Source organism: Malikia granosa (assembly GCF_002980595.1).
Taxonomy (GTDB): Bacteria; Pseudomonadota; Gammaproteobacteria; order Burkholderiales; family Burkholderiaceae_C; genus Malikia; species Malikia granosa.
Map to the genome: position 1 here is coordinate 13,611 of NZ_PVLQ01000073.1, position 18,645 is coordinate 32,255.

Genomic DNA, 18,645 nt, shown 5'->3' on the forward strand with positions numbered 1-18,645 from the left:
TTGCCCCTGCGCTCATTGCGGCCGGATCTGGTTGCGCTCGATGATGGCACGCATCTGCCGGGTGTCGAGCTGGATGCGGCGCGCCAGGCCCTCGGCCGAAGCGCCGGCCACCTGCCAGCCCTGGGCAAACAGTTTCTCGCGGATCTCGGGCCGGCGCACGATCTCGGCCAGCAAGGCCGACAGGCGATCGACATGGGCCCGGGGTTGCGTGGCCGGCGCGGCCAGCGCGTCCCAGATTTCCAGCTGAAAGCCCTTCAGGCCCGACTCCGCGAGGCTGGGCACTTCGGGCACCAGGGTGCTGCGTCCGGGCGAGGTCACGCCCACGGCCTGCAGCCTGCCGGCACGCACCTGAGGCATCGCGAGGCCCGGCGGCAGCAGCGCCAGCTGGATGTCGCCCGCGATCATGGCGTTGATCACCTGGGGGTTGCCGGGATAAGGCACATGCACCGCCTTCAAGCCCGCGCTGGCGTTGAAGAGTTCCATGCCCAGGTGCGCCACCGTGCCCACGCCCGGCGAGCCATAGCTCCATTGCGCGCCGGCCTGTCGTCCTGCCGCCAGCAGGGCGGCCAGCTTGCCGGGGAGCTTGGCGGACGCCACCAGCACCAGCGGCGCCGTGGCGAGCAGGGAAATGGGCGCCAGATCCAGCAGCGGATCGTAGCGCAAGGCCGGATTCAGGATCTTGGCGATCGTCAGGTTGCCATTGATCATCAGCCCCAGCGTATGCTGATCGGTCGAGTGGGCCACCAGATCCGCGGCGATGTTGCCGCCGGCCCCGGGACGGTTTTCCACCACCACCGGCTGGCCCAGCGCCAGCGACAAGGGTTCGGCCAGGGTACGCGCCATCAGGTCGGGCGACGAGCCCGCCGGAAAGCCCACCATCAGCTTGACGGGACGGTTGGGCCAGGGCGCCGCCGGCTTGGCAGCCTGGGCCCAGATCTGGCCTGAGGCGGCGGACAGGGCCACCGCCCCAAGCGAATGGAGTGCGCGGCGGCGCGTCGGGATGGTCGAGGGCGTGGCGGCAGTTTTCATCGGATTCTCTCTGGATATTGAGCCCCTGGCTGACACAAGGCCTGGAGCGGAAAGGGTCAGTTCGGTGCCGGCGGCCCTTGGTACAGGCGCGGCAGATCGAGCAATCCCTCACCCAGCGCAGCCATGGCCAGGTTGCGGCCCCAGCGCAGCGGGCCCGCGGCATGGAAGATCTGGCCGTTGCGGCGCGAGCGCTGCTGGATCCAGGCATTGCGGCGCCAGCGCGTCTGCGCCAGCGCCTGCAGCAGCCCGGGCCAGGCGATGTCTTGAGCGGCAGGCCCCTTGCGCCAGCCTGGCTGCGCCAGCAGCTGGCCCAGGGTCCAGGCGTCCTCGAGCGCCATCGCGGCGCCCTGGGCCAGATAGGGCCGGGTCGGATGCGCCGCATCGCCGAGCAGCGCCACCCTGCCCTGCGCGTGTTCCTGCGGGCCGCGCATCGGCGCGCGGGCATTGAGCGGCCACAGCCGCCAGTCGGGCACGGCCTGCAGCAGGCGGTCCAGGTCGCCATGCACGGGGCCGAGCGCGCGGCGCAGCTGCGGCGCCTGCGCGGCCTGGTCCCAGCTCTCGGGGTCGGGCGGGATCGGGCCCTCGACCACCACGATCACGTTCATCGCAGTACCGGCGCGCACCGGGTAATGCACCGCGTGCAGCCCGGGCGCGAGCCAGGCCGTGACCTGGTTACGGCGCAGCTCGGGCGGCAGCTCGGCCATCGGCACCAGGCCACGGTAGGCCAGGTCGCCGCTGAAGACCGGCGCGCCATCGGCCAGCAGCTGGCCGCGCACCCGGCTCCAGAGGCCGTCGCAGCCGAGCAGCGCGCCGGCCTGGTAGCGGCTGCCGTCCTCGGTCCTCAGCCTGACGCCGGCATCATCCTGTTCGAAAGCATGCAGGCGCTGGCGCAACCGGCAATCGACCTGACTGCTGCCCTGCAGCTGGCGCAGCAGGATCTGGTGCAGGTCGGCACGGTGGATGGTCGCGTAGGGCTGGCCGTAGCGCTGCTGCATCGCTGCGCCCAGGGTCAGGCCGCCGAGCTGACCGCCCGAGCGGGCGTCGCGCACGCTCAAGCGCTCGGGGAAGGCCGCGACCGCGCGCAACTCCGGCAACAGGCCCCAGTCGTGCAGCACGCGCACCGCGTTGGGGCCGAGCTGGATGCCGGCCCCGACCTCGGAGAAGGCCTCGGCCTGCTCGAGCAGCGTCACCTGCAGCCCGGCACGCCGCGCCACCAGGGCCGCGCTCAGGCCCGCCATGCCGCCACCGATCACCAACAAGTCATCCATGGACCTATTGTGCCGGATCGGGGCCGGGGTCTGGCCCGGCCAGCCTCAGCGCAGGGCCGGCACCGCGCGCTGCATCAGGTGCATGGCGCTCTCGCCGACGCCGGCGCCAAAGCGCTTGGCCAGGCGCGAGGCCACGTTCTCGTGCTGGGTGTAGTCGATGATGTCCTCGGCCTTGACCACCTCGCGCGCGACCTGGTCCAGGCTGCCGAAGTCATCGGCCAGGCCGAGCTGGATCGCCTTCTGGCCGCTCCAGGCCAGGCCACTGAACAGCTCGGGAGTTTCCTTGAGCCGGTCGCCGCGCCCGGTCCTGACCACGGCGATGAACTGGGCGTGGATCTCGTTGAGCATTTCCTGCGCGTAGGCGCGGTGGGTCGCGTTCTGCGGACTGAAGGGATCGAGGAAGCCCTTGTTGGCGCCCGCCGTCAGCAGCCGGCGCTCGACGCCGACCTTGTCCATCAGCCCGGTGAAGCCGAAGCCGTCCATCAGCACGCCGATGCTGCCGACGATGCTGGCCTTGTCGACATAGATCCGGTCGGCCGCCGCCGCGATGTAGTAGGCCGCCGAGGCGCAGGTCTCCTCGACCACGGCATAGACCGGCTTGCCATGCAGCTTCTTGAGCCGGTGGATCTCGTCGTTGATGATGCCGGCCTGCACCGGGCTGCCGCCGGGCGAGTTGATCAGCAGCACCACGGCCTTGGCGCCCTTGTCCTCGAAGGCCGAGCGCAGCGAGCCGAGCAGGAACTGCGAGCTGGCCTCGGTGTCGGCCGCGATCTCGCCGCGGATCTCGATCAGCGCGGTATGCGGCGTGCTGACCGAGGCGCTGTCGGGCATCTCGCGGTAGACCATCCAGAGCAGCACCGCGAGCAGCGCCAGCCAGAGCAACCGGATCCTGACCTTCCAGCGCCTGGCGGCACGCTGCTCCTCGAGGGCGGCGAATGCCAGCCGCTCCAGCGTCTTGCGCTCCCAGGAGGCATCGGCGGGGGGGGTGGACGCGGGCGGGCTGACGCTGCCGGCGGAATCCTGTACGGGGTCTTGCATGGGGAGAATCAGGTAGCGGCGGGCAGGAAGTCCGGCCCTGACTGCCAGTACCGGACTCCATCCCGCTCCAAGAGGGGTATTTTCGCCAGCGGACCCCGGCCGGGACCGCCGATGCAGGCCCCAGTGTCGGGTAAAAACAACGCTCCAGGCGCGGTGCAGACCAGATACTGGCCCGAGGCAGCGAAAAAGCGCGCGTGACGCCCGGCAAGCTCGAGTGCGACCTGGCCAGCGACCTCAATCGAAGCGCGCTGAAAAAATCCTGACAATAGCGGCCATGACGCAACAACACCCAATGTCCCAAGGCGCGCGCGCGCTGGTGCTGGGCTCGACCTCGCGCTACCGGCGCGAGCTGCTCGAGCGGCTGCGCCAGCCCTTCGAGGTGCTGGCCCCCGAAGTCGACGAAACCCCGCTGCCCGGCGAGGCCCCGGCCGCGCTGGCGCAGCGTCTGGCGCTGGCCAAGGCGCGCGCCGTCGCCGCGCAGCGCCCCGGCGCGATCGTGATCGGCAGCGACCAGGTCGCCGACCTCAATGGCGAGCCGCTCGGCAAGCCCGGCAACCACGAGCGCGCCGTGGCCCAGCTGCGCCGCATGAGCGGCCAGACCGTGCTGTTCCAGACCGCGCTGGCGGTGGTCTGCCAGGAAACCGGCTTCGAGGCCAGCGAGCTCGCGCTGGTCAAGGTCGTGTTCCGCCAGCTCGACGACGCCACCATCGAGCGCTACCTGCGCGCCGAGGAGCCCTACGACTGTGCCGGCAGCGCCAAGAGCGAGGGGCTGGGCATCGCGCTGCTCGAGCGCATCGACAACGACGACCCGACCGCGTTGATCGGCCTGCCGCTGATCCACACCGCCCGCCTGCTACGCCAGGCCGGGCTGCAGCTGCCATGAGCGCGGCGAAGCCACGCGGCAGGCTGTACCTGGTGCCGACGCCGCTGGACTTCGGCTGCGAGGTCGATGCCGGACTCGGCGCCGCCCTGCCCGCCCAGACGCTGGCCATCGCCGCCGGGATCACGCACTGGATCACCGAGAACGCCAAGAGCACGCGCGCCTTCCTGAAGCGGGTCGGCGGCCTGCACGAGCTGGCCGCGCCGCTGCAGGAGCAGCAGATCACCGAGCTGCCGCGCCAGGTGCACAAGAAGGGCGACCACGACGCGGGCAGCTTCGATGCCAAGCCGCTGCTGGCGGCTGCGCTGCAAGGCCAGGACATCGGCCTGGTCAGCGAGGCCGGCATGCCGGCGATCGCCGACCCGGGCAGTTCGGTGGTGCGCGCCGCGCACGCGCTCGGGCTCGAGGTGGTGCCGCTGGTCGGGCCGATCTCGCTGCTGCTGGCGCTGGCCGCCAGCGGCTTGAATGGCCAGAACTTCGCCTTCGTCGGCTACCTGCCGGCCGACGCGAGCGGGCGCGCGCAGCGCATCCGCGAACTCGAGGCCTTGGCGCAGAAGACCGGCCAGACCCAGCTCTTCATCGAGACCCCCTACCGCAACGCCGCGCTGCTGCAGGGCCTGCTGCAGACGCTCAAGGGCTCGACAAGGCTGGCCGTCTGCTGCGGCCTCACGTTGCCGCAGCAGCGCATCCAGAGCGGGCTGGTGACGGACTGGAAGACGCGTGCCGCCAACCTGCCGCTGGAGCTGCCGGCGGTGTTCCTGATCGGCAAGTAAGGTCGCCCGGCCGGCAGCGCCTTGCCTGAACCGGCCCAGCCGGAGCCGGTCGGCGCCGGAGAGCATGGCGCCGGCTCAGCTCGCCGGGCGCGGGTTCCAGCAGCCGGTCTCCATGCAGATGGCGACCTCGCAGTCGTCGAAGATGTGCAGCTTCGCGACCTTCACCCGGACACCGAGGATGCCGGGCAGGCCGCCCAGGCGCAGCGCGAGCTGGCCGGCCAGGCTCTCGAGCAGGTTGACATGGCCGGCCGTGCATTCGCTCACGATGAGCTGGCGCACCTCGCGGTAGTCCAGCACCTGCTCGATATGGTCGCCCGGGTGCAGCGGCTGCAGGCCCTGGTTGAGCTCGACATCGACCCGGATCGCCTGCGGTGCGGTCTTCTCGTGCGCGAGGATGCCGATCGGCGCCTCGATGCGCAGCCCGGAAAAGCTCAGCCGCTGCTGCCCGAAGGCAGGCACCGGCGGCCGGCTGGCCGCGGGTGCCTGCGCCTTGGGCGCCAGGACGACGTCGGCCATCATGGCGACTGCACGGTCGGCGCTTCCCAGGCCTGGAACGCCACCTCGTCGGCCGCCTTGAAGGCGCGCTCGGCCGAACGCAAGGTGTTCTCGATCAGCATCGTGACCGTCATCGGGCCGACGCCGCCGGGCACCGGCGTGATCCAGGAGGCCTTTTCCCTCACCTCGTCGAAGCACACGTCGCCGACGATGCGCCCGTCCGGCAGCCGGTTGATGCCGACGTCGATCACGATCGCCCCCTCCTTGACCATCTGCGGCACGATCAGGCCGGGCTTGCCCGCGGCCACGATCAGGATGTCGGCCAGGATGGTGTGCTGGGCCAGGTCGCGCGTCTTGGCATGGCAGATCGTCACCGTGGCTTCGCGCTGCAGCAGCATCAGGCCCATGGGCTTGCCGACGATGTTGCTCGCGCCCACCACCACCGCGTTCTTGCCGGCCACGTCGATGCCCGTGGTATCGAGCAGCAGCTGCACGCCATAGGGCGTGCAAGGCGGAAAGATGCTGTTGCCGCTGACCAGCGCGCCCACGTTGTAGAGGTGAAAGCCGTCCACGTCCTTGTGCACCGAGATCGCCTGCAGCACCCGGGCCAGCTCGATGTGCGGCGGCAGCGGCAGCTGGATCAGGATGCCGTGGATGCTGTCGTCCTGGTTCAGCTGCTCGATCGTGCGCAGCACCTCGGCCTGGCTGACATCGGCGGCCAGCCCCAGGTGCAGGGAACGCACGCCGCATTCCTCGCAGGCCTTGATCTTGTTGCCGACATAGACCCGGGAGGCCGGGTTGTCGCCGACCAGGATCACGGCCAGTCCGGGCGCGACGCCGCGCGCCTTGAGCTGCTCGACGCGCTGGCGAAAGCCGACGCGCAGCTGTTTGGCCAGGGCCTTGCCGTCGATGATCTGTGCGCTCATGGCCGGCCCTTCAGCGGAACACCACGGTCTTGTTGCCGTCGATCAGCACCCGGTCTTCCAGGTGGTAGCGCAGGCCGCGCGCGAGCACCGCCTTCTCGACGTCCTTGCCGCTGCGCACCAGCTCCTCGGGCACGTCGGAGTGATCGATGCGGATCACGTCCTGCTCGATGATCGGGCCCTCGTCGAGGTCGGAGGTCACGTAGTGGCAGGTCGCGCCGATCAGCTTGACACCGCGCTTGAAGGCCTGGTGGTAGGGCTTGGCACCGACGAAGCTGGGCAGGAAGCTGTGGTGGATGTTGATGATCTGGCCGGGGAACTTCTCGCACAGATCGGGCGAGAGGATCTGCATGTAGCGCGCCAGCACCATCACGTCGCCTTCGGCCTCGCGGTACAGGCGTTCCACCTCGGCATAGGCCGCGGCCTTGTTGTCGGGCGTGACCGGCACATGATGGAACGGAATGCCGTGCCATTCGACCAGGCCGCGGAAGGTCTCGTGGTTGGAGATCACGCAGGGGATGTCGATGTCGAGCTCGCCCGACTGCCAGCGTCCGAGCAGGTCGTAGAGGCAATGCTCCTGCTTGCTGACCAGGATCACGACGCGCTTCTTGCGCGCGCTGTCCGAGATGCGCCACTTCATGTCGAAGGGCTCGGCGATCTTGGCGAACTCGGCGCGCAGGGCATCGATGTCGAGCGTCAGCGAGTCGGCCAGCAGCTCCTGGCGCATGAAGAACATCTGCGACTCGGTGTCGGCGTGGTGGCTGGCCTCGGTGATCCAGCCGCAGTGCGCAGCGAGGAAATTGCTGACGGCAGCGACGATGCCGACGCGGTCGGGGCAGGACAGCGACAGGGTATAGCGGCGGGTGGTGGTAGTCATGGCTTGAATCAGTCCTTGGCCGTGCGTTTGGTTTTCTGGGGATCGTCGAAGGGCAGGCTGGCCGTCGTGGCGGCACAGGTCAGCGCGGCGCCGCGCAGCTCGAGCGCGCGGCCCGGCACGGCGTAGGCCGGGTCCAGCCGGGCGATCGCCATCGAGCGCTGGGTCAGGCGCGAGACCATGCCGCAGGTCACGAAGCCGACCTTCCGGTCGCCGTCCCACAGGCCGTCGCCGGCCTGCGCGGCCTCGAGCTGCTGCAGCTCGACGCCGAAGATCTTGAAGCGCTCCTTGCCCTGCAGGCGGTAATGTTCGGCCGCGCCGCGGAACTCGGTCTTGCCCGGCGAGACCGTGAAGTCCAGTCCGAGCTCCCAGAGCGTGTCGCCGATCGGCTCGCCCTCCATCGGGTACATGTCGGAGTTGTCGTAGGGATAGAACATCAGCGAGCTCTCGACGCGCAGCCAGTCCAGCGTGGTGAACGAGCAAGGCACGATGCCCATCGCCTTGCCCTCGGCCAGCACCTTGTCCCAGATGGCGGGCGCATCGGCGGCCTTGCAGAAGATCTCGTAGCCGCGCTCGCCGGTGTAGCCGGTGCGCGAGAGCATGACCGGCGCGCCGAACAGCGTGGTGTGCATGTGGTGGAAGTACGGCAGCTGGCGCAGGCCGGGCACGAACTGCTCGAGGAAGTTCACCGCCAGCGGGCCTTGCAGCGACAGGTCGTGCAGGTCGTCGTCGAACAGCACCGCGACGTTGCGGCCGAGCGCGCCGCGGGTCAGGATCTCATGGCCCTGGCCCGCGCCATGCACCACCATGAAGGCGTTGGGCGAGATGCGGTAGATCACGCAGTCGTCGATGAACTTGCCGGCCTCGTTGAGCATGCAGGCATAAACCGACTTGCCCGGGTAGAGCTTGCTGACGTTGCGCGTGGTGGCCTGGTTCAGCAGGGCTTCGGCATGCGGGCCGACCAGGTGCATTTTCTTCAGGCCCGACACGTCCATCAGGCCGGCCCTGGTACGGATGGCTTCGTGTTCGTCGGCCAGGTCGGCGGCATAGGTCCAGGCCGTGCCCATGCCGTTCCAGTCGCCCAGGTTAGAGCCGAGCGCGCGATGGCGGTCGGCCAGGGCGGAGATGCGCCAAGAGGTCATGTGATGCTCCAGTCAGAAGGTGGATAGGGAGAGGGGGGAAGGGAAAGAGGATTCAGGCGCTGGCGACCAGCTCGCGGGTCTCGGCCTCGGTGCCCGGGCTGGTCGCGCCGCCATCGTCGAAGGCGGCGAGGTAGTCCAGTGCCGTGGGCAGGTAGCGGCTCAGGCCCTTGTATTCGACCAGCGGCTGCGGCAGCGTGGAGAGCACGCGCGACAGGCGCTTGCCCCACTTGGGCACCCGCACCAGCTCGTCGAGCGAGGCCAGGTAGCAGCGGATCGGGAACAGCAGGGCGTTGCTGCGCGGCAGCCGCCACAGGGTCTGCAGCTCGACGCGCAGGTGCAGCTTGCGGCCGACGTTCTCGGGCGTGAGCGAGGCGCGTTCCGGGCCCCATTCGGGGAAGGTCTCGGGCGCGGTGTCCAGGCGCGGGTTCACCGTCATGGTCCAGTTCAGGCGGCGCACCGGCTGGCCCTGGCGGATCATCAGCAGGTACTTCAGGGCGCGCTCGAACACGCCGGCCTGGTGCGCCAGCGGCACCGGGCCGTGCCACTGCATGAAGCTCATGCCGACGTTGAAGTCGAGCGACCAGTCGGCCTGCGAGGTCACCATGCCGGCGTCGAGGAACAGGTTGTCCTCGCGCTGGTCGCAGATCGCGAAGTCGCCCTGGGCCTGGCGCGTGATGTACTCGAACGGGCCGCAAGGCAGGGTGGCGGCATCGCCGAACACGAACTCCTGCTCGATGCCCAGCGGGCGGTTGATCCAGCTCCAGCGGGCGCCGAAGCCGGGGCCGGTCTTGCTGAGCGAGAAATGCTCGGGGTAGTCGGTGCTCAGGCTGTCCATCAGCAGCTCGAGCGTGTCCCACTCGGCCAGCTCCATGTGGGGCAGCACCTGGCAGCGCCCCGGGTCGCGCTCGAGCGTGATCGCCTTGTCGCGGCATTCCGCGATGTAGTGCTCGTCGACGTCGAAGGCGTGCTCATAGACCGAGCTCTCGCCCTTGGGCTGGTGCGGCTCCATGTTGACGCTGTACATGTACTGGTCTTCCGGGAAGGGAAACGGAAAACGCAGGATGGCCGCCTCGCTGTTGCGGTAGCTGTAGTCGCCGCGGAAGGTCTCGTCGGGTTTGAAAACGATGGACATGGTGGTCTGGGCCTTGAAAGAGGAAAACCTTCAGAGATCGAGCACGAGGCGGGAGCCGCGGGCGCGCGAGACGCAGGGCATGATCAGCCGGCCCTGGGCCTTGTCGGCGGCGCTCAGGTAGTGGTCGCGGTGCTCGGCCTCGCCTTCGAGCAGCGGGGTCACGCACACGCCACAGGCGCCGCCACGGCAAAGGCAGGGCGCGGCCACTCCCAGGCGCTCGATCGCCTCGAGCAGGGTCTCGTCCTCGCCGACCTGCACGCGCTGGCCGCTCTTTTGCAGCACCGCCTCGAACGGGGCGCCGCCGCTGCTCGCAGCGCCGAACAGTTCGCTGTGCACCTGGCTGGCGGGCCAGCCCAGGGCCTGGGCCGCGTCCAGCACCGACTGGTTGAGCTCGGCCGGGCCGCAGACATAGAGATGGGTGCCGGCCGGCTGCTCGGCCAGCAGCGCCGGGATGTCGAGGCGATGGCCATCGGCGTCCCAGTGGAAGGACAGCCGCGGGTCGCCGGCCGGCAGCCAGGGCGCGAACACCTCGCGTTCGGATTCGCGGCAGCACAGGTGCAGCGCATGGTCGCTGGCCCTGACGCCCGGGTCCTGGAGGTAGGACAGGAAGGGCGTGATGCCGATGCCGCCCGCGATCATCAGGTGGCGGCGCGCGCGGCGCTGCGGCGGGAACAGGTTGGCCGGCCACTGGGCCTCGATCACGTCGCCGACCTGCAAGCGCTCGTGCACCGCGGCCGAGCCGCCGCGCGAGGCCGGCACGCGGCGCACGATCAGGTCGTACTGGCTGCGGCTGCCCGGCTCATTGATCAGCGAATAGGCATTGCGGTGCACGCGGCCCTGGCCCGGCAGGCTCAGCAGCAGGTGCGCGCCCGCGCCATGGGGTGGCAGCATCGCTCCGTCGGCACTGGCCAGGCTGAGCTGGCGCAGGCTGGGGGCGATGTCGTTGATCGCCACCACCTTGAGTTTCAAACCACTGGCGCTCATGGAAACAGCTCCTCACGCACGGGCCGCTGGCCCGGCACTTCGGCATCGACCATCACGCCCATGAAGGCGCCATGGCGACGGGAAAAATGGTCGCGCACCAGCAGCTCGCGGCCGCAGCCGGCACAGGCCACGGTCGAGCTGCTCACGTCCTCGGTGCAGCCATGGCAATGGGTGCACCAGACGCGCCGGCGCTGGCTGCCCGCATGGGCGAGCTGGATCTGGCCCTCGGCCAGGCCCAGCTCGCGCGCGGCCAGGAACACCGACCAGGCCCAGGACTCGCGGCCCTGCACGCAGAGCCGGTCGCTCACGCGCAGCGGTGCCTGGCCGGCCAGCGCGCCGACCAGGGCCTGGAGATCGGCCAGCTCGGTGACCGGGCCCAGGCCTGCGGCCGGCGGCAGCGGACCGAGCGACCAGACCTGCAGGCGCTCGGCCACCGGGGCGAAGGCCGTGGCCAGATCGGCGAGCAGGGCCTGGTCCATCGACGCGGCATCGAGCACCAGCCAGTGACGACCGGCTGCCAGCTCGGGCGCGAGCGGCAGGTAGACCGGCCGGCTGGTGACCTCGGAGGGCGGTAGCTTCATGGTGCGCTCCTGGGTTCAGCCGAGGTTTTGACCCGGAATCCAGTGGGTGCCGGCCAGCGGCACCTGGGCCATGGCGGCGGCTTCCACCGTCAGGGCCACCAGGTCTTCCGGCTCCAGGTGGTGCACGTCCTGCTTGCCGCAGGCGCGCGCCAGCGTGGTCAGCTCCATGGTCAAGGTCTTGAGGTAGTTCTTGACATGCTTGGCGCCGTTCTCGGGCTCGAGACGTTGCTCCAGGATCGGGTCCTGCGTCGTCACGCCGACCGGGCATTTGCCGGTGTGGCAGTGGTGGCAGAAACCGGCCTGGGTGCCGAGGGCGGTGTAGTCGGCCTCGGCGCTGTGGCTCTGGCCGCCCTGCTGGTAGGAGTCGCGGTTGCAGCCCAGGGCCATCAGCACGCCCTGGCCGATCGCCACGGCATCGGCGCCCAGGGCCAGGGCCTTGGCCACGTCGGCGCCGGTGCGGATGCCGCCCGAGACGATCAGCTGCACCGTGCCGATCATGTCCAGGTCCTGCAGCGCGGCCACGGCCTGGCGCACCGCCGCCAGCGTGGGAATGCCGGCATGCTCGATGAAGCAGGTCTGGGTCGCGGCCGTGCCGCCCTGCATGCCGTCGACCACCACCACGTCGGCGCCGGCATGGACCGCCAGCTTGACGTCGTTGTAGACCCGGGTCGCACCGACCTTGACATAGATCGGCTTTTCCCAGTCGGTCAGTTCACGCAGCTCCTGGATCTTGATCGTCAGGTCGTCCGGACCGGTCCAGTCGGGGTGGCGGCTGGCCGAGCGCTGGTCCACGCCTTGCGGCAGGGTGCGCATCGCGGCGACGCGCGGGTTGACCTTCTGGCCCAGCAGCATGCCGCCGCCGCCCGGCTTGGCACCCTGGCCGAGCACGATCTCGATCGCGTCGGCGCGACGCACGTCGTCGGGGTTGAAGCCGTAGCGCGAGGGCAGGCACTGGTAGACCAGGGTCTTGGACGACTGGCGCTCCTCCGAGGTCATGCCGCCGTCGCCGGTGGTGGTGGTGGTGCCCATGGCGGTCGCTGCCTTGCCCAGGGCCTCCTTGACGTTGGCCGACAGGGCGCCGAAGCTCATGCCGGCGATCGTGATCGGGGTGTCGAGCACCACCGGCTTCTTGGCGAAGCGGGTGCCCAGCACGGTCCTGGTCGAGCATTTCTCGCGGTAGCCCTCGAGCGGGTAGCGCGACAGCGAGGCGGTCAGGAACAGCAGGTCGTCGAAATGCGGCAGCTTGCGCTTGGCGCCCAGGCCGCGGATCTCGTACAGGCCGGTGCTGGAGGCGCGGTGGATGTAGTCCAGCGTGCTGCGGTCAAAGCTGGCCGACTCTTCGCGCTGCAGGCGCTTGAAATGGATGGGGTGTTCGGTGCTCATGGGGGACTCCTCAGTAGGTCTGATCAGCGTCGGCGTTCCAGTGGTACAGGCTGCGGGCCGAGGCCACGCGCTTGAAGTCCGTCGGGGCATGGGACAGGCCGGCCTGGGCCAGCAACCCGGTCAGCGCGGTGATGTCGGCATCGGTCAGGGGCTCGAGCTGGGCATCGGCGCCCAGGCTCTTGATCTCGCCCCTGACGTAGATCACGGCCTCGTACAGCGAGTCGCCGAGCGCGTCGCCGGCGTTGCCGCAGATCACCATGCGGCCGGCCTGGGCCATGAAGCCCGAGAAGCTGCCGACCGAGCCACCGACCACGATGTCGGCGCCCTTGAGCGAGATGCCGCAGCGCAGGCCGGCATCGCCGTCGATCACCAGCAGGCCGCCATGGGCCGAGGCGCCGGCGCCGTTGGAGGCGAAGCCCTTGACATGGACCTTGCCGCTCATCATGTTCTCGGCGACGCCGGTGCTGGCGCTGCCTTCGATCGTGACGTTGGCGAACTTGTTCATGCCGGCGGCGTAATAGCCCGCATGGCCCTTGATGGTCACGCTGACCGGCGCGTTGATGCCGACCGCGATGTTGTGCGCGCCGTCGGGGTGCAGCACCTCGACATGCTGGCCTGCCAGCGCTTCGGGACTGCCGTGCAGGTGCAAGTTGAGCTCGCGCACGCTCTGGCGGCTCAGGTCGAAAGTCAGATTTTCCATACGTACATCTCCTCGGGAGCGGGTTCAAAGACGGTCGCGTGCTCGATGCCCGGCAGGTGGGCGAGCGAACGGAATTCGGAGGCAATGGCGACGTAGTCGTCGGTCTCGGCGACCACGGCGGGCTTGCAGGCGAAGGGATCGCGGATCAGCGCCAGCTCGGTCGGCGTGCCCATCAGGAAGGTGTAGAAGCCGTCGAGCGCCTCGAACGCCTTCTGCAGCGCGGTGTGCAGGTCGTCGCCCTCGCGCAGCCGCCATTCCAGGAAGCGGCAGGCGGCCTCGGTGTCGTTGTCGGTCTCGAACTTGATGCCGCGCGGCTCGAGCATGCGGCGCACCCCGTTGGGGTTGGACAGCGAGCCGTTGTGCACCAGGCAGAAGTCCTCGCCGGCGGTGAAGGGGTGGGCACGGTCCGGGGTCACGGCCGACTCGGTGGCCATGCGGGTATGGCCCACCAGGTGGCTGCCGGTCAGCTGGCTGAAGCCATAGCGCTCGGCGACCTGGGCCGGCGTGCCGATGTCCTTGTAGAGGTCGATGCGGCGACCGGTCGACAGGATGTGCAGCTTGCCCTCGAAGGCATGGACGAAGGCCTTGACCGGATCGGCCGGGCCGTCGAAGGTGAAGATGGCATGGTTGCCCCGGGTCTGGACCTGGGCATTGACCTTCAGCTCCGCGTTCAGGGCATCGGCCAGGCCGATCCAGTCATAGGCCGCGCCGGCTTCGGTCAGGCCCGAATACAGGCTGATCTTGCGCTGACCCTCGGGCAGCGGCTGGCCGAAGACGGCCATGCCGGCCGAATCCGGGCCCCGGTCATGCATGCCGATCAGCATCGGCACCATGAGCTCGCCGAGCCGGCTGTAGAGCTCGGGCTTCTTCAACAACAGTCCAACAATTCCACACATGATTGCTTCCTTAAAAAAATTCGAGGTACTGCTTGACTTCCCACTCGGAGACATGGCGCATGTACTCGATCCACTCCATGCGCTTGAACTTGAGGAACTCGTCCGTGACCGGGCCCAGGGCCTCGCGGATCACGCTGTCGGCCTCCAGGGCATCGAGCGCGGCGTTCAGGTTCTGCGGCAGCAGTCCGATGCCGGCCTCCTTGAGCTGCTCCTCGCTCCACTGGTAGAGGTTGACGTTGCGCGGCGTGCCCGGGTCCATCTTCTTGGCGATGCCGTCCAGGCCGGCCGCGATCACGGCCGCCGTCGCCAGGTAGGGGTTGCAGGCGCCGTCGGGCAGGCGCAGCTCGAGCCGGCCCTTCGGGATGCGCACCATGGTCGAGCGGTTGTTGTCGCCGTAGCTGATGTAGGCCGGGGCCCAGGTGGCGCCGGTCAGTGAGCGGCCGACCACCAGGCGCTTGTAGGAGTTGACGGTGGGTGCGCACAGGGCGGTCAGTGCCGGGGCGTGGTGCAGCAGACCGGCCAGGAACTGGTAGGCCATCGGCGAGAGCTCCAGGCCGCTGGGGTCGCTCTTGTCCTGGAACAGGTTGCGCTTGCCGTCGCCGATCGACAGGTGCATGTGCATGCCGTTGCCCGGGCGATTGGCGAAGGGCTTGGGCATGAAGGAGCAGATCAGGCCGAGCTCGTTGGCGATCTCGCTGGCCGCCATCTTGAAGAAGACGAAGTGGTCGCAGGAGGTCAGGCAGTCGGTATAGGTGTAGTTCAGCTCGAACTGGCCGTTGGCGTCCTCGTGGTCGATCTGGTAGACATCGATGCCGGTGCCGCGCATCGCCTCGGACAGCTTCTCGAGGAAGAGCCGGGTGCGCGACAGGCCCTTGTAGTCGTAGCAGGGCTTGGCCAGGTTGTCGCTGGCGTCATGCGGCACGATGCCGCCGTTGGCATCGCGGCGCAGCAGCGAGAACTCGGGCTCCAGGCCGGTGAACAGGGTCAGGCCCTGCTCGGCCAGGCGCGCGACCTGCTGCTTGAGCACGACGCGGCTGTCGAACTTCCAGGGCTCGCCCTCGACATGGCCGTCGCAGATGATGCGTGCCAGGCCGGGCTGCCAGGGCACGAGCGAGACGGTCTGCAGGTCGCCGACCGCCATGAAGTCCGGGCCATGCGGCTCGATCCCCATGCCGGAGATGGCAAAACCCGCGAAGCCTGCACCATCGGTCAGGATGGTGTTCAAATGATCCACCGGCACCGACTTGGCCTTGGCCACGCCGTGGATGTCGACGAACTGAGCCAGCACATAGCCAATGCCCTGGGACTTGAGATAGGCCTGGGTGTCCTCGACGTTGCTGAAGCGTTTCGGGAGTACCAGCCCGCCCGGATCGGGCTGGCTGGCGAATGGGGCGGCAAGTGTGTTCAAGGGAAAACTCCTTCGGTTGGCAATCAGGGTTCGGCTACTGGTCTCGATGGCGTCGATCTTGGTGCGTGGTCGACTCCATGTTTCTTCTTATGCAACATTTGTGCCCGGTAGGAATTTTTTTGCTGCCGCCACGTACACTTTTTTCCAGCCACAAAAACAAGGAGCGGGTTTTGAACAAGCAGGGTGACAAGCCGGCGATCTCGATCGAGGAATCGGTCGGATCGGCCATCAAGGAGCTGCGCCAGCGCCATGGACTGACGATTGCGCAGGTCTCGGAGCAAGCCAGCATCAGCCGCGGCATGCTCTCGAAGATCGAGAACGGGCAGACGGCGGCCGGCATGGAGACACTGGCGCGCATCGCGCGGGCGCTGGGGGTCTCGATGTCGATGCTTTTCAGCAAGTACGACGTGTCGGCGAGCACCGCGCAGCACATCAAGAAGGGCAAGGGCATGGAGGTGGTGCGTCGTGGCACCAAAAGCGGGCATACCTACCACCTGCTCGCCTATGACCAGGGCCCGGTCAAGCTGTTCGAGCCCTTCCTGATCACGATGGAAGACGACACGGAGCAGTACCCCACCTTCCAGCACCCGGGCACCGAGCTGCTCTACATGCTCGAGGGCAAGCTGGAATACCGCTGCGGGCCGGATACCTATCTGCTCGAGCCCGGCGACTCGCTGACCTTCCAGGGCGAGGTGGCCCATGGCCCCGAGAAACTGCTGAAGTTCCCGATCAAGTTCCTGTCCTTCATCGTCTATCCGCGCGGCGCGGAGTAGCGCGCGGACCGCGCGCGGCGGTCAGCGCAGGACCGTGAGCAGCAGCAGGCTGTCCGCTGCGCGAGCGACCAGGGAGCCTGGTGTCGCCAGGTCCTGCAGCTGCAGGCCTTCGCCGGGCAGCAGCAGCAGCGGCTCGGCCCCGGGCAGGGCCAGCTCGAATCGACCGCGCAGGACCAGCGCCAGCAGATCGGGCGCAGACGGCAGCGATACCGTATCCTCGTCGGCGATCAGCAGATCGGCCTGGGCCTGGCCGCGCTGCACCATCACGTTCCACAGCTGGGTCGGCTGCTGCGGAGCCTCGCACTGCAGGTCCAGCTCGCCGGGAAACTGCGCGTAGGAACCCGGCCCGTCGAAGCGCCAGGCCTGGTGCTGGCCGATCAGGCCCAGTGCGCCGCCCTGGACCATGACGGCGGTGCGGTCCATGCCCTCGAAACGCGAGAACGGCCCGGCCGCGCCGATGTCGGCCACGCTGACGCGCCAGCGCAAGCGGCCCTGCTGCTCGCGGCTGGCGACCGTGCGTGTCCAGCCGCCACCGTTCTTCCAGGCCTCGCGCGGCAAGGTCTCGATGGCAAAGCGGCGCAGCACGGGCGGCCGCGACAGCAACGAACTGCCGCTCATGCGCCAGTCGCCGCGCGCGGCAGGCCAGCGCTGAGCGCGGGCAGGACCTCGAACAGGTCGCCGACCAGGCCCACATCGGCGACCGAGAAGATCGGCGCGTCGGGGTCCTTGTTGACGGCCACGATCACGCCGGCGTCCTTGATGCCGGCCAGGTGCTGGATGGCACCCGAGATGCCGAAGGCGAAATAGACATCGGGCGCCACGGTCTTGCCGGTCTGGCCGACCTGGATGGCGTTCGGCGCGAAGCCGGCATCGACCGCCGCGCGCGAGGCCCCGACGGCGGCCCCCAGGTGGTCGGCCAGCTGCTCGACCAGGGCCATGTGCTCGCGCGCGCCGACGCCGCGCCCGGCCGCCACCACCACGCGGGCGCGGCTCAGGTCGGGGCGACCGCTGTCCATGGCCTCGCGGCTCTCGAGCTGGCTGCGGCCATCGGCGCTGACCGAGTCCAGCGTCAGCACGGGGCAGGCCGGCTGCATGCCGGCGGCCGGGGCATGGGCCGCGGGGCGCAGGGTCAGCAGCGTCTTGGCGGCCTGGGCCTCGACGCAGGCCAGCACGCTGCCGGCGTACAAGGGGCGCAGGAAGCGGGGGCCGGCCTCGATCGCCACCACATCGCTCAGGTAGGCCGCCTGCAGGCGGGCCGCGGCGCGCGGCAGGGCGCCGCGGTACAGCATGCGGTGCGCGGCCAGCAGGATGTCGTAGTCGGGCATCAGCGCCTCGAGCTGCAGCGCCAGGGTCTCGGCCGAAGGCTGGTCCCACTGCGGATGCGGCGCCAGCAGCACCTGCGAGACGCCGGCCAGCGTGGCTGCGGCCTGGGCGACTGCTGCAGCGCCCTGCCCCAGCAGCAGCAGATGCACCGGGGCGCCGATCTGCAAGGCCGCGCCCAGCAGGTTCAGGGTGGAAGGATCGAGCTGGGTGCCGTCGTGTTCAGCGATGACGAGGGTGGTCATGGTGGGGAAGCTTTCAGGATGACAGGGTCAGGCGCCGAACGCGGGCAGGCCGCGCAAGCGGTCGAGCAGCGGCGCGATGCCGTCGACGCGCACGCCGGCGGCGCGCGCCGGTGGCGTGGCGCAGCGGACGATGCGGAAGCGGGCAGCCTGCTCGGCCGCGAGCTCGCCCAGCGCCAGCGTCGTGATCGGCGCCTTCTTCGCCTTCATCATGTTGGGCAGGCTGATCGCGCGCGGGTCGCACAGGCGCAGGTCGACGCCGAGCACGGCGGGCAGCGGCAGGCGCCACTGCTCCAGGCCCAGGTCGCCGTCGCAGTGGACCCGCAGTCCGCCATCGACCGCTTCCAGCCGGTTGACCGACATCGCCTGCGGCCAGTCGAGGCGCGCGGCGAGCATCGGCGCCAGGTCGCCCAGGTCGTCGTCGATCGCCTGCTTGCCGCACAGCACCAGGTCCACCCCTTCGCGCTGCACCAGCTGGCTCAGCGCCTCGGCCAGCGCCGGGGCATCAGCCTCGCTGCTGCCCGGATCGAGCAGGATCGCCGCATCCGCCCCCATGGCCAGCGCCGTGCGCAGCACGTCCTGCGCCACCGGGGCGCCGCAGCCGACCACCGTGACCCGGCTCGCCTGGCCGGCCTGGCGCAGGCGCACGGCCTGCTCCACGGCAACCTCGTCGAAGGGGTTGAGCGACATCTTGAGGCCGGCGGTGTCGACCCCGGAGCCGTCGCTGCGCACGCGCACCTTGACGTTGTAGTCGACCACGCGCTTGACAGGTACCAGTATGTGCATGTCCATCTCCCTCTGCGG

20 protein-coding genes are annotated in these 18,645 nt (G+C 69.3%); 3 read left to right on the forward strand and 17 right to left on the reverse strand.

Annotated elements, in window-relative coordinates; translation table 11 throughout:
• Positions 1–12: 12 nt before the first annotated feature.
• From C6P64_RS14935 to C6P64_RS14945, 3 genes are read right to left on the reverse strand one after another with little or no spacing between them, the layout of a single operon-like run.
• The gene (locus C6P64_RS14935; protein WP_105749354.1) at positions 13–1,029 is read right to left on the reverse strand and encodes a Bug family tripartite tricarboxylate transporter substrate binding protein; all 1,017 of its coding nucleotides are present in this window, start codon (positions 1,027–1,029) and stop codon (positions 13–15) included.
• 56 nt (positions 1,030–1,085) lie between these two features.
• Positions 1,086–2,297 carry an FAD-dependent oxidoreductase gene (locus C6P64_RS14940; protein ID WP_105749355.1) on the reverse strand — a complete coding sequence of 404 codons (1,212 nt, stop codon included), beginning with the start codon at positions 2,295–2,297 and terminating at the stop codon, positions 1,086–1,088.
• A gap of 45 nt (positions 2,298–2,342) precedes the next feature.
• Positions 2,343–3,335: a S49 family peptidase gene (locus C6P64_RS14945; RefSeq protein ID WP_105749356.1), complete on the reverse strand. Its 993-nt coding sequence runs from the start codon at positions 3,333–3,335 to the stop codon at positions 2,343–2,345.
• Positions 3,336–3,609: 274 nt separating this feature from the next.
• On the opposite strand from C6P64_RS14945, the gene C6P64_RS14950 reads away from it, so the two are divergent.
• Positions 3,610–4,218, forward strand: a complete 609-nt coding sequence (locus C6P64_RS14950) for a Maf family nucleotide pyrophosphatase (RefSeq protein WP_245911750.1) — start codon at positions 3,610–3,612, stop codon at positions 4,216–4,218.
• On the forward strand, positions 4,215–4,988 hold the full coding sequence (locus tag C6P64_RS14955) for an SAM-dependent methyltransferase (RefSeq protein WP_105749358.1): 774 nt from the start codon (positions 4,215–4,217) through the stop codon (positions 4,986–4,988). The genes C6P64_RS14950 and C6P64_RS14955 overlap by 4 nt, the downstream gene beginning before the upstream one ends.
• A 75-nt stretch (positions 4,989–5,063) precedes the next feature.
• Here C6P64_RS14955 and C6P64_RS14960 read toward each other — a convergent pair whose 3' ends face one another.
• Genes C6P64_RS14960 through glnT form a run of 11 tightly spaced genes read right to left on the reverse strand, consistent with a single transcriptional unit; the run spans position 5,064 to position 15,506 of the window.
• Positions 5,064–5,504: a dihydroneopterin aldolase gene (locus C6P64_RS14960; protein ID WP_105749380.1), complete on the reverse strand. Its 441-nt coding sequence runs from the start codon at positions 5,502–5,504 to the stop codon at positions 5,064–5,066.
• Complete coding sequence (gene folD / locus C6P64_RS14965) at positions 5,504–6,409, reverse strand: bifunctional methylenetetrahydrofolate dehydrogenase/methenyltetrahydrofolate cyclohydrolase FolD (RefSeq protein WP_105749359.1); 906 nt, start codon at positions 6,407–6,409, stop codon at positions 5,504–5,506. The genes C6P64_RS14960 and folD overlap by 1 nt, the downstream gene beginning before the upstream one ends.
• Before the next feature lie 10 nt (positions 6,410–6,419).
• The gene (gene purU / locus C6P64_RS14970; RefSeq protein ID WP_211296861.1) at positions 6,420–7,283 is read right to left on the reverse strand and encodes a formyltetrahydrofolate deformylase; all 864 of its coding nucleotides are present in this window, start codon (positions 7,281–7,283) and stop codon (positions 6,420–6,422) included.
• A gap of 8 nt (positions 7,284–7,291) precedes the next feature.
• Positions 7,292–8,422: an aminomethyl transferase family protein gene (locus C6P64_RS14975; protein ID WP_105749360.1), complete on the reverse strand. Its 1,131-nt coding sequence runs from the start codon at positions 8,420–8,422 to the stop codon at positions 7,292–7,294.
• Positions 8,423–8,474: 52 nt separating this feature from the next.
• Entirely contained in the window at positions 8,475–9,554 is a 1,080-nt protein-coding gene (locus tag C6P64_RS14980; RefSeq protein ID WP_105749361.1) for a heme-dependent oxidative N-demethylase family protein, read from the reverse strand.
• A 30-nt stretch (positions 9,555–9,584) separates the two neighbouring features.
• Positions 9,585–10,538: a PDR/VanB family oxidoreductase gene (locus C6P64_RS14985; protein ID WP_105749362.1), complete on the reverse strand. Its 954-nt coding sequence runs from the start codon at positions 10,536–10,538 to the stop codon at positions 9,585–9,587.
• The gene (locus C6P64_RS14990) at positions 10,535–11,119 is read right to left on the reverse strand and encodes a dimethylamine monooxygenase subunit DmmA family protein (protein ID WP_105749363.1); all 585 of its coding nucleotides are present in this window, start codon (positions 11,117–11,119) and stop codon (positions 10,535–10,537) included. The genes C6P64_RS14985 and C6P64_RS14990 overlap by 4 nt, the downstream gene beginning before the upstream one ends.
• 15 nt (positions 11,120–11,134) lie before the next feature.
• On the reverse strand, positions 11,135–12,502 hold the full coding sequence (locus C6P64_RS14995; protein WP_105749364.1) for an FMN-binding glutamate synthase family protein: 1,368 nt from the start codon (positions 12,500–12,502) through the stop codon (positions 11,135–11,137).
• Positions 12,503–12,512: 10 nt separating this feature from the next.
• Positions 12,513–13,202, reverse strand: a complete 690-nt coding sequence (locus tag C6P64_RS15000) for a GltB/FmdC/FwdC-like GXGXG domain-containing protein (RefSeq protein WP_105749365.1) — start codon at positions 13,200–13,202, stop codon at positions 12,513–12,515.
• A complete protein-coding gene (locus C6P64_RS15005; protein ID WP_105749366.1) occupies positions 13,190–14,098 on the reverse strand; it encodes a class II glutamine amidotransferase domain-containing protein in 909 nt (302 codons plus the stop codon). The genes C6P64_RS15000 and C6P64_RS15005 overlap by 13 nt, the downstream gene beginning before the upstream one ends.
• A gap of 10 nt (positions 14,099–14,108) precedes the next feature.
• Positions 14,109–15,506 carry a type III glutamate--ammonia ligase gene (gene glnT, locus C6P64_RS15010; RefSeq protein ID WP_211296862.1) on the reverse strand — a complete coding sequence of 466 codons (1,398 nt, stop codon included), beginning with the start codon at positions 15,504–15,506 and terminating at the stop codon, positions 14,109–14,111.
• 170 nt (positions 15,507–15,676) lie between these two features.
• On the opposite strand from glnT, the gene C6P64_RS15015 reads away from it, so the two are divergent.
• Positions 15,677–16,279, forward strand: coding sequence for a helix-turn-helix domain-containing protein (locus tag C6P64_RS15015; protein WP_245911751.1), 603 nt, complete (start codon positions 15,677–15,679; stop codon positions 16,277–16,279).
• Positions 16,280–16,300: 21 nt separating this feature from the next.
• Here C6P64_RS15015 and C6P64_RS15020 read toward each other — a convergent pair whose 3' ends face one another.
• The 3 genes from C6P64_RS15020 to C6P64_RS15030 are packed head-to-tail and all read right to left on the reverse strand — an operon-like array spanning position 16,301 to position 18,627.
• Entirely contained in the window at positions 16,301–16,897 is a 597-nt protein-coding gene (locus C6P64_RS15020) for a HutD/Ves family protein (RefSeq protein ID WP_105749368.1), read from the reverse strand.
• Complete coding sequence (locus tag C6P64_RS15025) at positions 16,894–17,844, reverse strand: electron transfer flavoprotein subunit alpha/FixB family protein (RefSeq protein WP_105749369.1); 951 nt, start codon at positions 17,842–17,844, stop codon at positions 16,894–16,896. Before C6P64_RS15025 ends, C6P64_RS15020 begins: the two co-directional genes overlap by 4 nt.
• 27 nt (positions 17,845–17,871) lie before the next feature.
• Positions 17,872–18,627 (reverse strand): electron transfer flavoprotein subunit beta/FixA family protein, encoded by a 756-nt coding sequence (locus tag C6P64_RS15030; RefSeq protein WP_105749370.1) that lies wholly within the window; start codon positions 18,625–18,627, stop codon positions 17,872–17,874.
• Between the last annotated feature and the right edge of the window lie 18 nt (positions 18,628–18,645).

Coding starts and splice junctions, on each gene's coding strand:
- C6P64_RS14935 (WP_105749354.1), bottom strand. CDS start 1,029: ATGAAAACTGCCGCCACGCCCTCGACCATCCCGACGCGCCGCCGCGCA.
- C6P64_RS14940 (WP_105749355.1), bottom strand. CDS start 2,297: ATGGATGACTTGTTGGTGATCGGTGGCGGCATGGCGGGCCTGAGCGCG.
- C6P64_RS14945 (WP_105749356.1), bottom strand. CDS start 3,335: ATGCAAGACCCCGTACAGGATTCCGCCGGCAGCGTCAGCCCGCCCGCG.
- C6P64_RS14950 (WP_245911750.1), top strand. CDS start 3,610: ATGACGCAACAACACCCAATGTCCCAAGGCGCGCGCGCGCTGGTGCTG.
- C6P64_RS14955 (WP_105749358.1), top strand. CDS start 4,215: ATGAGCGCGGCGAAGCCACGCGGCAGGCTGTACCTGGTGCCGACGCCG.
- C6P64_RS14960 (WP_105749380.1), bottom strand. CDS start 5,504: ATGGCCGACGTCGTCCTGGCGCCCAAGGCGCAGGCACCCGCGGCCAGC.
- folD (WP_105749359.1), bottom strand. CDS start 6,409: ATGAGCGCACAGATCATCGACGGCAAGGCCCTGGCCAAACAGCTGCGC.
- purU (WP_211296861.1), bottom strand. CDS start 7,283: ATGACTACCACCACCCGCCGCTATACCCTGTCGCTGTCCTGCCCCGAC.
- C6P64_RS14975 (WP_105749360.1), bottom strand. CDS start 8,422: ATGACCTCTTGGCGCATCTCCGCCCTGGCCGACCGCCATCGCGCGCTC.
- C6P64_RS14980 (WP_105749361.1), bottom strand. CDS start 9,554: ATGTCCATCGTTTTCAAACCCGACGAGACCTTCCGCGGCGACTACAGC.
- C6P64_RS14985 (WP_105749362.1), bottom strand. CDS start 10,538: ATGAGCGCCAGTGGTTTGAAACTCAAGGTGGTGGCGATCAACGACATC.
- C6P64_RS14990 (WP_105749363.1), bottom strand. CDS start 11,119: ATGAAGCTACCGCCCTCCGAGGTCACCAGCCGGCCGGTCTACCTGCCG.
- C6P64_RS14995 (WP_105749364.1), bottom strand. CDS start 12,502: ATGAGCACCGAACACCCCATCCATTTCAAGCGCCTGCAGCGCGAAGAG.
- C6P64_RS15000 (WP_105749365.1), bottom strand. CDS start 13,202: ATGGAAAATCTGACTTTCGACCTGAGCCGCCAGAGCGTGCGCGAGCTC.
- C6P64_RS15005 (WP_105749366.1), bottom strand. CDS start 14,098: ATGTGTGGAATTGTTGGACTGTTGTTGAAGAAGCCCGAGCTCTACAGC.
- C6P64_RS15020 (WP_105749368.1), bottom strand. CDS start 16,897: ATGAGCGGCAGTTCGTTGCTGTCGCGGCCGCCCGTGCTGCGCCGCTTT.
- C6P64_RS15025 (WP_105749369.1), bottom strand. CDS start 17,844: ATGACCACCCTCGTCATCGCTGAACACGACGGCACCCAGCTCGATCCT.
- C6P64_RS15030 (WP_105749370.1), bottom strand. CDS start 18,627: ATGCACATACTGGTACCTGTCAAGCGCGTGGTCGACTACAACGTCAAG.